The following is a 15370-nucleotide window of genomic DNA, read 5'->3' as shown; positions in this document are numbered from 1 at the left end:
TCGTATAAGAACGAATATCCGGCAACTCTAAAACGCGTTGTTCATATAAATGATTTTAAATGACACGATTCATTCTTTACATAGCACTTTGCCATTGATATGTTCAATTCATTTCGTTCATAATAGGAGTAACGTAAAAACTATCCGAAGAGAGGAGTTCATATAAGAATGGGACAAGAGAAACATGTCTTTTCCATAGATTGGGCCGGCCGCAAGCTAACGGTAGAAACCGGCCAGCTTGCAAAACAAGCAAACGGAGCTGTCATGGTGCGTTATGGAGACACTGCTGTGCTCAGCACCGCAACGGCTTCAAAAGAACCTAAAACCGTAGATTTCTTCCCGTTAACCGTGAATTATGAAGAAAGACTTTACGCCGTCGGAAAGATTCCGGGTGGGTTTATTAAAAGAGAGGGCAGACCGAGCGAAAAAGCGATTCTCGCCAGCCGGTTAATCGATCGGCCGATTCGTCCGCTGTTCGCAGACGGCTTCCGGAATGAAGTTCAAGTCGTCAGTATCGTCATGAGTGTTGACCAGGATTGTTCGTCGGAAATGGCGGCAATGTTCGGATCGTCTCTTGCGCTGTCCGTATCGGACATCCCGTTTGAAGGGCCGATTGCCGGAGTGACGGTAGGCCGGGTTGACAACGAATTCATTATTAATCCGACACTTGAACAGCTTGAAAAAAGCGACATTCACCTCGTCGTAGCGGGAACGAAAGATGCGATCAACATGGTTGAAGCAGGAGCAGACGAAGTTCCGGAAGAGATCATGCTTGAAGCGATCATGTTCGGTCACGAGGAGATCAAGCGGCTTATTGCGTTCCAGGAGGAAATCGTCGCCGCTGTCGGGAAAGAAAAATCAGAAATCACCCTGTATGAGATCGATTCCGATCTGAAAGAAAAAGTGCGGGGAATGGCCGAATCAAACCTCTTAAAAGCGATCCAGGTTCATGAAAAGCACGCGCGCGAGGACGCGATCAGCGAAGTGAAAAACGAGGTATTGGCCAAGTTTGAAGAAGAGGAACACGATGAAGACACGCTGAAACAAGTGAAAGACATTTTGTCGCAGCTTGTTAAAAATGAAGTGCGCCGTCTGATCACGGAGGAAAAAGTTCGTCCTGACGGCCGGGCTGTCGATGAGATTCGCCCGCTTTCTTCAGAAGTCGGACTCCTTCCGAGAACACACGGTTCAGGCCTTTTCACACGGGGGCAGACGCAGGCGCTCAGCATTTGTACGCTCGGTGCGCTTGGCGATGTGCAAATTTTGGACGGTCTCGGTGTCGAGGAATCAAAACGCTTTATGCACCATTACAACTTCCCGCAGTTCAGCGTCGGGGAAACAGGGCCGATGCGCGGACCGGGACGCCGCGAAATCGGGCACGGAGCCCTCGGGGAACGTGCGCTTGAGCCGATTGTTCCGTCTGAAAAAGACTTCCCGTACACCATCCGCCTCGTCTCTGAAGTGCTTGAATCAAACGGTTCAACTTCCCAGGCGAGCATTTGTGCAAGCACGCTTGCAATGATGGATGCAGGGGTGCCGATTAAAGCTCCGGTGGCCGGAATCGCAATGGGTCTTGTCAAATCAGGTGACAACTACACGGTCCTAACCGATATTCAAGGTATGGAAGACCATCTCGGAGATATGGACTTTAAAGTAGCGGGAACGTCCAAAGGCGTCACAGCTCTGCAAATGGATATTAAAATTGAAGGCCTATCAAGAGAGATTTTGGAAGAGGCTCTTCAGCAGGCGAAAAAAGGCAGAATGGAAATTCTTGAAAGCATGCTGAGCACATTGGCTGAATCAAGAAAAGAGCTTTCTCCTTATGCGCCGAAAATCTTGACGATGTCGATCAATCCGGATAAAATCCGCGACGTCATCGGACCAAGCGGAAAACAAATCAATAAGATCATTGAAGATACAGGTGTTAAAATCGATATTGAACAAGACGGCACAATCTTCATCTCTTCCACCGATGAAAGCATGAACCAAAAAGCGAAGAAAATCATCGAAGACCTTGTCAGAGAAGTTGAGGTCGGACAGCTTTACTTAGGTAAAGTAAAGCGGATTGAAAAATTCGGAGCTTTCGTTGAACTGTTCAGCGGAAAAGACGGTTTGGTCCATATTTCAGAGCTTGCGCTCGAACGGGTAGGAAAAGTCGAAGATGTCGTCAAAATCGGCGACGAGCTCCTTGTTAAGGTTACCGAAATCGATAAACAAGGACGCGTCAACTTATCAAGAAAAGCTGTACTGCGTGAACAGAAGGAAAAAGAAGAACAAAAATCGTAAAAAAACGGTGTTTTATCTTGCTTCTGTCTTCGTCTTCAAAGCAAAAGGAAGCCTGGGTAACCCGGCTTCTTTGTTTTAAGCCGTGAAAACGGTCCGGTTCTATCTTGTCCTTTTCTCACATATTTTGTGGGGAAGGGAGGAATACAATTGAAAAGAACGATTGTTCGTGTTTCCGTTTTTTTCTTTCTTTTGCTGATGTCCTATCAGATGATGAACCGTCCGTATTCACAACATTACATAGATGCGATGAAAAAAGATGCGGTCACGGTTGCCGCTCAGAAAGACGAATTGTACCAGGAGCTTTTGCAAAAAGCGCCTGAATATGAAGTAAAGGCCCAGAATGCAAAAATTGATCAAATATGGAAAGCGATGCCCGGCTACAACGGCTTAAAAGTAAACATCGAAAAATCGTACACAAAAATGAAACGGGCCGGAGCATTTGATGAGAAGCTGCTCGTTTATGATCAAGTGAAACCTGATGTTCATTTAGAATCCTTAAAGCCTGAGCCGATCTACCGCGGACACCCGGATAAACCGATGGTATCGTTTATTATCAATGTCGCTTGGGGTAATGAATATTTGCAGGAGATGCTTCCCGTTTTAGAAAAGCATCGTGTCAAAGCCACCTTTTTTTTGGAGGGCAGATGGGTGAAACATCACCCCGAGCTCGCAAAAGCGATCCAAAACGGCGGACATGAAATCGGAAACCATTCATATAATCATCCGGATATGAGCAAACTGACGAGAGAACGTATTTCAGAACAGCTGCGGATAACAAATGAACAAATAAAGGAAACGCTCGGCGTCAAACCGAAATGGTTCGCCCCGCCGAGCGGCAGCTTCCGCAAAGAGGTTGTGGATCAGGCTCACAAGATGGGGATGGGAACGATCATGTGGACAGTTGATACGATCGATTGGCAGAAACCGCAGCCGGCCGTCTTACAGCAACGGGTATTAAGCAAAGTACATAACGGCGCCATGATATTAATGCATCCGACAGATCCAACTGCAAAAAGTCTTGCCGTTTTGATACAGAACCTTCATGAAAAAGGCTATCAAATCGGAACTGTTTCACAGCTGATGAATGAAAAAAGGCTTGTTGAAGAATAGGATGTGCGGCCCGTTCTTTGAATAGGAGGAACAAATTTGATTAAACGGTATACTTGTCAAAATGGGGTAAGAATCGTATTCGAAAACAATCCCACTGTCCGGTCTGTGGCCATCGGAGTTTGGATTGGAACCGGATCAAGACATGAAACACCTGAAATTAACGGTATTTCGCACTTTCTTGAGCACATGTTTTTCAAAGGGACTAAAACGCGCACTGCAAGGGACATCGCAGAGTCTTTCGACAGAATCGGCGGACAGGTCAACGCGTTTACCTCAAAGGAATATACGTGCTATTACGCCAAAGTTCTCGATGAGCATGCAAGCTATGCTCTGGAAGTGCTTTCTGACATGTTCTTTCATTCATCATTTGACGAGGAAGAATTGAAAAAAGAAAAAAACGTCGTCTATGAAGAGATTAAAATGTATGAGGACACGCCTGACGACATCGTCCACGATCTTCTGAGCAAAGCGTCATTCGGCAGCCATTCCCTCGGTTATCCGATCCTCGGCACAGAGGAGACGCTTGCTGAATTTGACGGAGATTCGCTCAGAAAATATATGGACGAATATTACACGCCTGACCGCGTCGTCATTTCGATAGCCGGAAATGTGCCGGAAGCTTTTATAAAAGAAGCTGAAAAGCATTTCGGCTCATATGAAGCCAAAGGCAAAAGAACCGGCATGACAAAACCGGATTTTCATCATGAGAAAATGACGCGCAAAAAAGAAACCGAACAGGCTCACCTCTGTCTCGGCTTTAACGGGCTGGAAGCAGGTCACCCGGAAATCTACGATTTGATCGTTCTCAATAATATTTTGGGAGGGAGCATGAGCAGCCGCCTCTTTCAGGATGTCCGGGAAGATAAAGGTCTTGCATATTCCGTGTTCAGCTACCACACTTCCTATGAAGACAGCGGCATGATGACGATCTACGCCGGAACCGGCGCAAATCAGCTTCAGCTTCTGTCAGAAACGATTCATGAAACACTGCGTGTGCTGAAAAGCGACGGAATTACACCGAAAGAGCTTGAAAACAGCAAAGAGCAAATGAAAGGCAGCCTGATGCTCAGTCTCGAAAGCACAAACAGCAAAATGAGCCGCAACGGCAAAAATGAGCTTTTGCTCGGCAAACACCGGACGCTTGATGAAATCATCGAAAAGTTGAATGCCGTCAGCCTTGAGCGTGTGAACAATCTTGCCAACCGGATTTTCACCGATGATTACTCGTCTGCATTGATCAGCCCGTCGGGTGAGCTGCCGAAATAATACCTCGTTAAAACATGCTTGTCTTTTTAGGCAGGCATGTTTTTTGTTATCGGTTCATACATCATAACAAAAGGGGGTTTTTTCATGAGGCTGAGTGAGCTTTCGGGAAAAGAAATCGTCGATGTTAAGCGGGCTGAACGGCTTGGCGTACTGGGGCAGACGGATCTTGAGATCAATGAGCAGGACGGACAGATTACCGCTCTTATTATCCCTTCTGTAAAATGGTTCGGACTTGGCAGAAAACAGGGGAATGACATCAAGGTGCCCTGGTCGCAAATTCAAAAAATCGGATCGGATATGATCATTTTGGATGTGCCGGAAAGCAGCGTGACAAAAGAAGAATAAGCAAGCCTAGAACACCCGCCCGTCCCCTGGGGCGGGCTTTTTGTTTTTCTGGATTTCAATTCACCGCTATTTCCTTTTTGTCATATGATGAAATTAGCTTATGAATTAGATCCTTGTCAAAAAAGAAGGTGAATGTTAGAGCCATGTTAACCGGATTAACGATTGCAATCATCGGCGGCGATGCAAGGCAGCTCGAGATCATCCGCAAGCTGACGGAACAGAATGCAAAGGTCTTTTTAATCGGTTTTGACCAGCTTGATCACGGGTTTACCGGAGCTACAAAACTAAAGCTGAACGAACTCGACTTTGGCACAATAGACAGCATTATTCTGCCTGTATCAGGCACATCGATGGAAGGAACGGTTGCGACTGTTTTTTCCAATGAAAAAGTGGTGTTAAAACAGGAACATTTAGAAAAAACTCCGCCTCACTGTGCGATTTATTCAGGGATTTCAAACCAGTATTTAGACGGCATGGCCAAAGGGGCAAACCGCCGTCTTGTCAAGCTCTTTGAAAGAGACGATATTGCGATATACAACTCGATACCTACAGTCGAAGGTGCCATTATGATGGCCATACAGCATACAGACTTTACGATTCACGGCTCGAATGTGATGGTTCTCGGGCTCGGGCGGACGGGAATGAGCATCAGCCGGACGTTCTCGGCGCTCGGAGCACGCGTAAAAGTCGGAGCGCGCGACTCCGCCCACCTCGCCAGAATCTTGGAGATGGGCCTCACTCCTTTCCACACAAACGAACTTGCAGAGCATGTTGAAAATATCGACATTTGCATCAATACCATTCCAAGCCTGATTCTCGATAAACACGTCCTCTCACGAATGACACCCAGAACATTAATTCTCGATTTAGCAACCCGTCCCGGAGGCACCGATTTTGATTTTGCTGAAAAGCAAGGCATTAAAGCGCTGCTTGCTCCGGGACTCCCCGGGATCGTCGCGCCTAAAACGGCGGGACAGATTATTGCCAATGTTTTGTGCAACCTTTTGTCTGAATTAACAACCGACCGAAAGGGGCTGTCATAATGTCGATCAAAGGAAAAAGAATCGGATTTGGTCTGACGGGTTCACATTGCACGTATGATGCTGTATTTCCGCAAATCGAAGCGCTGATCAACAATGGAGCTGAAGTGAGACCGGTCGTCACACATACTGTCAAGTCGACGGACACACGCTTTGGAGAAGGAGAAGAATGGGTCAGGAGAATAGAGGAACTGACTGGATTTAAAGTCATTGATTCCATTCCGAAAGCGGAGCCTCTCGGACCGAAAACTCCGCTGGACTGCATGGTTGTTGCGCCACTGACGGGAAATTCGATGAGCAAGCTCGCAAACGCCCAGACGGACAGTCCGGTTCTCATGGCGGCCAAGGCGACGATGAGAAACTCCCGTCCCGTTGTCCTCGGTATTTCAACGAATGATGCGCTCGGCTTGAACGGCGTCAACTTGATGAGGCTGATGGCGGCAAAAAACGTTTACTTTATTCCGTTTGGCCAGGATGATCCTTATAAAAAGCCGAATTCGCTCGTCGCCAAAATGGATCTTTTAGTGCCGGCGGTCGAAGAAGCGCTCTCCCATAAACAAATGCAGCCTATCCTGGTCCACAGTGATCAATAAATCTTTTGAAAATAAAGTTGTAACAAAAAATATCAATCACCACGGCACACATCTATGTTAAAATAAAATGTAAAATGCATAGTCAACCAATCGTTTACGACGATTAAGGTGGAAGGAGTTTTACAATTGGGCAGAGGATTACATGTAGCAGTAGTTGGTGCGACAGGCGCTGTAGGACAGCAAATGTTAAAAACACTAGAAGACAGGAATTTTGAACTGGATAAACTGACTTTATTATCCTCAAAACGTTCAGCAGGTACGAAGCAGACTTTCAAAGGCGAAGAGTACACTGTAGAAGAAGCTCGTCCAGAGAGCTTTGAAGGCGTCAACATCGCGCTTTTCAGCGCTGGGGGAAGCGTTTCGCAGGCGCTTGCTCACGAGGCTGTCAAACGCGGGGCGATCGTTATTGATAATACGAGCGCGTTCCGAATGGACCAAAACACTCCGCTCGTCGTACCTGAGGTCAATGAGGCAGATTTGCACAAGCACAACGGCATTATTGCAAATCCGAACTGTTCAACAATCCAGATGGTTGTTGCGCTCGAACCGATCCGCAAGGCTTTCGGTTTAAACAAAATCATCGTGTCAACTTATCAGGCGGTGTCGGGAGCCGGAAACGAAGCGGTAAAAGAGCTCTACGGGCAAACCGAAGCCATTTTGAACGACAAACCGTTCGAGCCTGAGATCATGCCGGTGAAGAGTGATGAAAAACACTACCAAATCGCATTTAACGCTATTCCTCAAATCGATAAATTCCAGGAAAACGGCTTTACGTTTGAGGAAATGAAAATGATAAATGAAACGAAAAAAATCATGCACATGCCTGAGCTTCAAGTTTCAGCCACATGTGTCAGACTGCCGGTTGCAACAGGGCATTCAGAATCCGTCTACATCGAAACAGACCGTGATGATGTGACAGCAGAAGATATTAAAAATCTGTTAAAAGAAGCTCCGGGCGTCGTTCTGCAGGATGATCCGGCTGAACAGGTCTATCCGATGCCTGCAGATGCAGTAGGGAAAAGAGACGTGTTTGTCGGCCGGGTGAGAAAAGACCTTGACCGCCCGAACGGTTTCCATCTGTGGATCGTTTCCGACAACCTGCTGAAAGGCGCAGCATGGAATTCCGTACAAATCGCAGAAAGCCTAAAAGCTTTAAATTTAGTTTAAGATTTCTAACGGGATGTGAGAAGAGAGTGAGGCAAAAATGAAAGCCTGCTCTCTTCTGTTACGTCCGAAATCAACTTGGAGTGAAATAAAGTGAAAATCATCGTTCAAAAATTCGGCGGAACGTCTGTAAAAGATGACCGCGGCAGAAAGCTTGCCTTAAGCCATATTCAGGAAGCGGTCAATGAAGGATACAAAGCGGTTGTCGTCGTATCGGCCATGGGCCGGAAAGGCGATCCGTATGCGACTGATTCATTGCTTGATCTGCTTTACGGCGGACAGGATACGATTACCGAGCGCGAGCAGGATATGCTTTTATCATGCGGAGAAACGATTTCCTCTGTTGTGTTCGCCAGCATGCTTTTGGAAAACGGGATTAAAGCAGCTGCTTTAACCGGTGCGCAAGCGGGCTTTTTAACGGACAACAACCATACGAATGCAAAGATTCTCGAAATGAAGCCGGAGCGGCTTGTCAGCATGCTGGCCGGCCATGATGCGGTTGTCGTCGCAGGCTTCCAAGGCGCGACTGCAAAAGGGGACATTACAACGATCGGCCGCGGCGGAAGCGATACATCGGCCGCTGCGCTCGGCGCGGCGCTGGACGCGGAATTTATCGATATTTATACAGATGTCGAAGGCGTCATGACCGCTGATCCACGCATCGTTGAAAAAGCGAAGCCGCTGCCTGTGATTACCTATACGGAAATCTGTAATTTAGCCTATCAGGGGGCCAAGGTGATCCACCCGAGAGCCGTTGAAATCGCAATGCAGGCGAAAGTGCCGATCCGCGTGCGTTCAACCTATTCAAACGAGACGGGCACGCTCGTCACAAGCCATCACAACTCAAAAGCCGGAAGCGACGTTTTTGAGCGGCTTATCACTGGCATCGCCCATGTGAAAGACGTGACACAGTTTAAAGTCCCGGCAAAAGAAGGACAATATAACGTACAGACTGAAGTGTTTAAAGCGATGGCGAATGCCGGCATCAGCGTCGATTTCTTCAATATTACACCAAGTGAAATTGTCTACACGGTGGCTGGAAACATGACCGACCGCGCCTCTGGCATCCTGAAGGAATTGGGCTATGAACCGGCCGTGACAAGAAATTGCGCGAAAGTGTCAGCAGTTGGCGCGGGAATTATGGGCGTTCCGGGCGTTACCTCAAAAATCGTTACCGCTTTATCAGAAAAAGGCATTCCGATCTTGCAGTCTGCTGACAGCCATACAACGATATGGGTGCTCGTGCACGAGAAAAATATGGCGACGGCCGTGAATGCGTTGCATGAAGTGTTTGAACTGTCAAAATAAATATGATTGAATCATGATGAGGTGAAAAAAATGAATTTCGGAAATATCGCAACCGCAATGGTTACGCCCTTTGACAAAAATGAAAATATCGATTTTCAAAAACTGTCAAAGCTGATCGATTATTTAATAAACAATGGGACGGATTCCCTGGTGGTTGCCGGAACAACCGGAGAATCGCCGACGCTTTCCGAAGAAGAAAAGGTAGCGCTCATTCAATATTCCGTAAAGGAAGCGGCAGGCCGCGTCCCGATCATCGCCGGCACGGGAAGCAACAACACGAAAGCGTCGATCAAGCTGACGAAAAAAGCTGAAGAAGCCGGCGCTGACGCCGTCATGCTCGTCACTCCGTACTACAACAAGCCTTCTCAGGAAGGCATGTACCGCCATTTCAGAGCGATTGCGGAGGAAACGTCACTGCCTGTCATGCTTTATAATGTACCGGGAAGAACGGCTGCTTCGCTCGCACCGGAAACGACGATCCGCCTTGCGGAGATCCCGAATATCATTGCGATTAAAGAAGCGAGCGGCGACTTAGATGCGATTACAAAAATCGTAGCTGAAACCCCTGAGGACTTTGCCGTTTATTCAGGAGATGACAGCCTGACACTGCCGGCCTTGTCCGTAGGAGCGAGAGGAATCGTTTCCGTTGCATCACATATCATCGGACCGGAAATGCAGGAAATGATCAAACATTATACAGAGGGGAACACGGCTCAGGCTGCTTTGATCCACCAAAAGCTGCTTCCGCTGATGAAAGGGCTTTTTGCCGCACCGAATCCGTCTCCATTAAAGACGGCTCTTCAGCTGAAGGGTCTTGATGTCGGGTCCGTCCGGCTCCCTTTGATTCCGCTAAATGAAGATGAACGACTCCGTTTAAGCAGCCTGATGAACGGCCTGTAAAAAACAATACGGACGAAAACGGTCATTCTCTTTTGGAGGGGATGACCGTTTGTCATATACATAATGGTTCTTGTTTTCTAAATTTAGATTCAGGTATAATAGGGACAAGTGATGGTGGACGGGTACTTAGATTAGGAGGATTACAATTTGAAAAAAAATACAGAAAATATTAGAATTATCGCCTTAGGAGGCGTCGGAGAGATCGGAAAAAACCTTTATGTCATTGAAATCGATTCTGACATATTCGTGGTTGACGCCGGTCTCATGCATCCAGAAAATGAAATGCTGGGTATCGATGTGGTCATTCCTGACATTTCATATTTAATTGAACGATCTGACCGCGTAAAGGCGATTTTTCTCACACACGGGCATGAGGAAAACATCGGCGGCGTATTTTACTGCCTGAACAAACTTTCTGTGCCTGTTTACGGAACGAAGCTGACGCTCGCCCTTTTAAAGGAAACGCTGAAGCAGTACGGTGTAAACAAAAAGCCCGATTTAAGAGAAATTCATTCAAAATCTGTTATTACATTTGAATCGACAAAGGTGTCATTCTTTAAAACAAATCACAGCATTCCGGATTCCGTCGGTGTCAGCTTTAAAACATCCCTCGGGTCCATCGTGTGCACTGGCGATTTTAAATTTGACCAGACACCTGTTTTAAACCAGACAAGCGACATCGGCGAAATTGCCAAAATCGGCAACAGCGGTGTGCTGTGCCTGCTTTCCGACAGTGCCAATGCTGAGAAACCGGGCTATACGCCTTCAGAAGCAGTCGTCGGCGGAGAGATATCCGATGTAATGTACAATGCCGAAAACCGCGTCATTATTGCCGTGTTCGCGTCTAACTTTAACCGGATTCAGCAGGTCATTGATGCTGCGCTCCAAAACGGCAGGAAGCTTGCGGTTTCAGGAAAAAATATTTCGACGATACTCCAGCTGGCGATGAAGCTCGGGTATGTCACGGCAGATGAAGATCTGTTCATCCCTGTCCAGGAAGTTAAAAAGTATCCGAAAAGAGAAGTCGCGATTTTGACAGGGGACAACCATGGAGAGCCGCTCGCCGCATTGACCAGGATCGCAAAACAAGGGCATAAGCAGCTCGACATTGAGAAAGGGGATACCGTCCTGATCGCATCCTCCCCTATTCCGGGTCAGGAGCTTGTCTACTCCAAAGCGGTCGACCTCTTAACAAGAGCGGGCGCGCAGGTCGTTTTCGCCCAAAAACGCGTCCATGTATCAGGCCATGGCTGTCAGGAAGAACTGAAGCTGATGCTCAACCTGCTGAAGCCGAAGTATTTAATCCCCGTAAACGGTGAATACAGAATGCAAAAAGCGCATTCCAAGCTTGCCGAAGAAATCGGTATGAAACGGAGCGACATTTTCCTGATTGAAAAAGGAGACGTCGTGGAATTCCGCGGACAAAACGTGAAAATCGGCGATAAAGTGCATTCAGGCAATATTTTGATCGATGGACTCGGTGTCGGCGACATCGGCAATATCGTGCTCAGAGACCGCCGTCTTCTGTCCCAGGACGGAATCTTAATCGTTGTGATTACCCTTGATAAAAAGAAAAAACATCTTGTATCAGGACCCGAAATTATCACGAGAGGTTTTGTCTATGTCAGAGAATCTGAACAGCTGATCGTTGAAGCGACGGAACTTGTCAGGGAACTCGTCAACGAAAGCACAGAAAACGCCGTCGTCGAATGGTCCGCCTTAAAACAGGCGATGCGTGACGCACTAAACCAGTTCCTATACGAAAAAACGAAACGAAAACCAATGATCATTCCAATCATCATGGAAGTATAAAACCAAGAGATTTCTCTTGGTTTTTTTTCATGCCTTTTGCGTTGAATGAAAAAAACGCCATTGTCCATAATACAAAAGAAACTCGAGAAAGAGGTGAGCCAGATGGACTCAAACCGGATACAAAACGGGGACAGCCAGGGGGAGCAGCCGGCTAAGCCGGACGCAAAAGACAGTCTCGTCAACAAAATCCAGCAGCTCGGCGAAACGACACTCCCGCAAATGGGTCAGGATACCAACATTCACTGTCTGACCATTATCGGGCAAATTGAAGGTCACGTACAGCTTCCTCCCCAAAATAAAACAACAAAATATGAACACGTGATTCCCCAGATCGTTGCAGTAGAGCAGAATCCTAAAATCGAAGGGCTGCTCATCATCTTAAACACGGTCGGAGGAGACGTTGAAGCGGGTCTTGCGATTGCGGAAATGCTGGCGTCTCTGTCAAAGCCGACGGTCTCTATCGTGCTGGGCGGCGGACATTCAATCGGAGTTCCAATTGCGGTGTCCTGCGACCACAGCTATATCGCTGAAACAGCGACGATGACGATCCATCCGGTCAGACTGACAGGGCTTGTCATCGGTGTGCCGCAGACATTTGAGTATCTCGATAAAATGCAGGAAAGGGTCATCAATTTCGTGACAAGTCATTCGAACATATCGGAAGACAAATTTAAAGAACTGATGTTTTCAAAAGGCAATTTGACCCGCGATATCGGGACGAATGTCGTAGGAAACGATGCCGTGAAATACGGATTAATCGATGAAACCGGCGGAGTCGGACAGGCGATTCAAAAGCTGAATGAATTAATCGAACAAAACAAAGGCGCCCAGGAAGGGATGATCCAATGATTCTGTATACGACAATGCCGCAGGAAATCGTGTTCGCAGGGCAGGCGGAAAACTCGAACTTAAAACAGATCGATGTCAACGGCGTGCCCCTTTTAGTCGAAATGAACGGAGAGGAAGCAAGAGTCGTCCAAGTTCTCAGCACGAACCCGATGGATTTTTTAAAACAAGAAACAGCACCTGGGCAGACGCTTAAACTGACATTTTATAAATAGCTGAAGTGTCGCAAGGATAAATATGTTATAATAGGGGAATCCAGAGGAAAATCGCAGCCGAAAAAAGGCTGCTTTCTCTTTGTTTTTACATTTTTTAACACGCAGTAAGGTGATGGAACATGGCAAAAAGAAAACGAAAATCAACAAAGAAACAAAAACAAGGAAAAAAACGGATTCATCTTAAATTTGAATTGTACGGATTAATCTGTATCGCCATCTCGATTATTGCGGTTTTGCAGCTTGGCGTAGCAGGGCAAACGTTCATTTACATGTTCCGCTTTTTCGCCGGTGAATGGTTCATCCTTTGCTTTCTCGGCCTTTTTTTAACGGGTGTGTCTTTATTTTGGAAGAAGAAAACACCCAGTTTTTTAACAAGGAGAAAAGCGGGCCTTTACTGCATCATCGCAAGCATGCTGCTTCTTTCCCATGTCCAGCTGTTTCAGCATTTGACCGAAAGGGGAATCGTTCAGTCTCCGAGCGTAATCCAAAATACGTGGGAGCTGTTTCTGATGGATGTAAAAGGCGAGACAGGATCACCTGATCTTGGAGGCGGAATGATTGGAGCCGTTTTATTTGCGGCGTCATACTTTCTGTTTGCATCTGCAGGGTCTAAAATCATCGCCGTCTTCCTGATCTTGATCGGCCTTCTTTTGATTACGGACCGTTCGCTGCAGGAGACGCTGATCAAATGGATGACCCCGGTCGCGTCCTTCATTAAAAACCAGTGGCAGGCCTTTTTAGCAGACATTAAACAATTGAAAAGCAGCTCGCCCAAAAAGAAATCAGGAAAAAAACAAAAGGCGCAGAGAAAACCGAAAGTGTCTGAAGAGCCTGTACAAGAAGCGGAGCTTGATCCAGATCCGGTGATTCAGTCAGAACCGATTATTTCAAGCTTTTCCGACCGTGATGAAAAACCCGAAGTTCAAGCGTACGAAGCTCAGGCGCCTGCCCCTGCCGAGCATTCTCCTGAGCCTGAAGCCGGTGAGGACATGCAGGCTACAGGCGCGCCCGAGATCACGTTCACAGAGCTTGAAAACAAGGATTATCAGCTTCCGTCGATTCAATTGCTGGATGAGCCGAAGCACACAGGGCAGCAGGCGGATAAAAAGAATATTTACGACAATGCCAGGAAGCTGGAAAAGACGTTTCAAAGCTTCGGAGTTAAGGCGAAAGTCACCCAGGTTCATCTCGGCCCGGCCGTAACGAAATATGAAGTCTATCCTGATGTGGGCGTCAAAGTCAGCAAAATTGTCAATTTAAGTGATGACTTGGCTCTTGCGCTCGCGGCCAAAGATATCCGCATCGAAGCCCCGATTCCCGGAAAATCGGCGATTGGAATCGAAGTCCCGAATGCGGAAGTCGCGATGGTTTCCTTGAAAGAAGTGCTCGAATCGAAACTGAATGACCGGCCGGATGCAAAGCTGATGATCGGACTCGGCCGGAACATTTCCGGAGAAGCTGTATTGGCAGAGCTGAACAAAATGCCCCATCTTCTTGTTGCAGGAGCGACAGGAAGCGGGAAAAGCGTCTGTGTCAACGGGATTATTACAAGCATTTTGATGAGGGCAAAGCCCCACGAAGTGAAGATGATGATGATCGACCCGAAAATGGTCGAGCTCAACGTCTACAACGGGATTCCGCATTTGCTCGCGCCCGTCGTGACAGATCCGAAAAAAGCATCGCAGGCTTTGAAGAAAGTCGTCAACGAAATGGAGCGGCGCTACGAATTGTTTTCTCACACGGGAACGAGAAATATCGAAGGGTATAACGACTATATTAAACGGATGAATGCCGCAGAAGAAGCAAAGCAGCCGGAGCTGCCATACATCATTGTGATCGTGGACGAGCTTGCCGACCTGATGATGGTCGCTTCCTCTGATGTGGAAGACTCGATCACAAGGCTTTCGCAAATGGCAAGGGCGGCGGGAATCCATCTGATCATCGCGACGCAGCGGCCTTCGGTCGATGTCATTACAGGGGTTATTAAAGCCAATATTCCGTCAAGGATCGCTTTCAGCGTATCGTCGCAGACAGACTCCAGAACGATTCTTGATATGGGAGGCGCTGAAAAACTTCTCGGCAGAGGGGACATGCTGTTCCTGCCTGTCGGCGCCAACAAACCGCTCCGCGTCCAAGGGGCCTTCCTGTCAGATGAAGAAGTTGAAAAAGTTGTCGATCACGTCATCACCCAGCAAAAAGCCCAATACCAAGAAGAAATGATTCCAGAAGAGACGCAGGAAACGGTCAGCGAAGTGACAGACGATCTTTACGACGAAGCGGTTGCGCTTGTCGTCAGCATGCAGACGGCGTCCGTGTCCATGCTGCAAAGGAGATTCCGCATCGGCTACACAAGAGCGGCGCGGCTTATCGATGCCATGGAAGAGCGGGGAATCGTCGGCCCTTATGAAGGTTCAAAGCCCCGTGAAGTCCTCTTGTCAAAAGAGCAATATGAAGAACTCTCTTCTTAAGAAGAGAGTTCTTGTTT

At 47.4% G+C, this 15370-nt stretch carries 13 protein-coding genes; all 13 read left to right on the top strand.

Translation table 11 applies throughout. The features are described from left to right. Positions 1-168 precede the first annotated feature (168 nt). The 13 genes from pnp to M1E03_RS12375 all read left to right on the top strand — a co-directional run bounded on the left by pnp (position 169) and on the right by M1E03_RS12375 (position 15353). Positions 169-2286, top strand: coding sequence for a polyribonucleotide nucleotidyltransferase (gene pnp / locus M1E03_RS12435; RefSeq protein ID WP_020451436.1), 2118 nt, complete (start codon positions 169-171; stop codon positions 2284-2286). A 147-nt stretch (positions 2287-2433) separates the two neighbouring features. Next, positions 2434-3396, top strand: a complete 963-nt coding sequence (locus M1E03_RS12430; protein WP_149169454.1) for a polysaccharide deacetylase family protein — start codon at positions 2434-2436, stop codon at positions 3394-3396. A gap of 36 nt (positions 3397-3432) precedes the next feature. Further along, positions 3433-4662 (top strand): M16 family metallopeptidase, encoded by a 1230-nt coding sequence (locus M1E03_RS12425; protein WP_025811414.1) that lies wholly within the window; start codon positions 3433-3435, stop codon positions 4660-4662. A gap of 84 nt (positions 4663-4746) precedes the next feature. Continuing rightward, positions 4747-5007: a YlmC/YmxH family sporulation protein gene (locus M1E03_RS12420; RefSeq protein ID WP_003181887.1), complete on the top strand. Its 261-nt coding sequence runs from the start codon at positions 4747-4749 to the stop codon at positions 5005-5007. 143 nt (positions 5008-5150) lie between these two features. Beyond that, on the top strand, positions 5151-6050 hold the full coding sequence (gene dpaA, locus M1E03_RS12415; RefSeq protein WP_328037563.1) for a dipicolinic acid synthetase subunit A: 900 nt from the start codon (positions 5151-5153) through the stop codon (positions 6048-6050). Beyond that, positions 6047-6640: a dipicolinate synthase subunit B gene (gene dpaB, locus M1E03_RS12410; RefSeq protein ID WP_025811418.1), complete on the top strand. Its 594-nt coding sequence runs from the start codon at positions 6047-6049 to the stop codon at positions 6638-6640. The genes dpaA and dpaB overlap by 4 nt, the downstream gene beginning before the upstream one ends. A gap of 126 nt (positions 6641-6766) precedes the next feature. Next, complete coding sequence (asd, locus tag M1E03_RS12405) at positions 6767-7807, top strand: aspartate-semialdehyde dehydrogenase (protein WP_025811420.1); 1041 nt, start codon at positions 6767-6769, stop codon at positions 7805-7807. Between the two features lie 90 nt (positions 7808-7897). After that, the gene (gene dapG, locus M1E03_RS12400) at positions 7898-9112 is read left to right on the top strand and encodes an aspartate kinase (RefSeq protein WP_096748098.1); all 1215 of its coding nucleotides are present in this window, start codon (positions 7898-7900) and stop codon (positions 9110-9112) included. Positions 9113-9142: 30 nt separating this feature from the next. After that, positions 9143-10012, top strand: coding sequence for a 4-hydroxy-tetrahydrodipicolinate synthase (dapA, locus tag M1E03_RS12395; RefSeq protein WP_020451443.1), 870 nt, complete (start codon positions 9143-9145; stop codon positions 10010-10012). A 147-nt stretch (positions 10013-10159) separates the two neighbouring features. Beyond that, positions 10160-11824, top strand: a complete 1665-nt coding sequence (gene rnjB / locus M1E03_RS12390) for a ribonuclease J2 (RefSeq protein ID WP_020451444.1) — start codon at positions 10160-10162, stop codon at positions 11822-11824. 102 nt (positions 11825-11926) lie between these two features. Next, the gene (locus M1E03_RS12385) at positions 11927-12673 is read left to right on the top strand and encodes a ClpP family protease (protein ID WP_020451445.1); all 747 of its coding nucleotides are present in this window, start codon (positions 11927-11929) and stop codon (positions 12671-12673) included. Then, positions 12670-12885, top strand: a complete 216-nt coding sequence (locus tag M1E03_RS12380; protein WP_003181904.1) for a YlzJ-like family protein — start codon at positions 12670-12672, stop codon at positions 12883-12885. Before M1E03_RS12385 ends, M1E03_RS12380 begins: the two co-directional genes overlap by 4 nt. A 119-nt stretch (positions 12886-13004) precedes the next feature. Beyond that, a complete protein-coding gene (locus M1E03_RS12375; RefSeq protein WP_023857194.1) occupies positions 13005-15353 on the top strand; it encodes a DNA translocase FtsK in 2349 nt (782 codons plus the stop codon). The last annotated feature ends 17 nt before the right edge of the window (positions 15354-15370 follow it).

It is taken from the genome of Bacillus sp. PK6-013, from assembly GCF_054161445.1.
Note: the sequence above shows the minus strand (reverse complement) of the source record. Positions and strands in the feature narration are given on the sequence as shown.

Excerpts from the sequence above, each read along its gene's own strand:
- M1E03_RS12375 (WP_023857194.1), top strand. The coding sequence starts at position 13,005 with ATGGCAAAAAGAAAACGAAAATCAACAAAGAAACAAAAACAAGGAAAA.
- M1E03_RS12380 (WP_003181904.1), top strand. The coding sequence starts at position 12,670 with ATGATTCTGTATACGACAATGCCGCAGGAAATCGTGTTCGCAGGGCAG.
- dapA (WP_020451443.1), top strand. The coding sequence starts at position 9,143 with ATGAATTTCGGAAATATCGCAACCGCAATGGTTACGCCCTTTGACAAA.
- M1E03_RS12385 (WP_020451445.1), top strand. The coding sequence starts at position 11,927 with ATGGACTCAAACCGGATACAAAACGGGGACAGCCAGGGGGAGCAGCCG.
- M1E03_RS12420 (WP_003181887.1), top strand. The coding sequence starts at position 4,747 with ATGAGGCTGAGTGAGCTTTCGGGAAAAGAAATCGTCGATGTTAAGCGG.
- dpaA (WP_328037563.1), top strand. The coding sequence starts at position 5,151 with ATGTTAACCGGATTAACGATTGCAATCATCGGCGGCGATGCAAGGCAG.
- pnp (WP_020451436.1), top strand. The coding sequence starts at position 169 with ATGGGACAAGAGAAACATGTCTTTTCCATAGATTGGGCCGGCCGCAAG.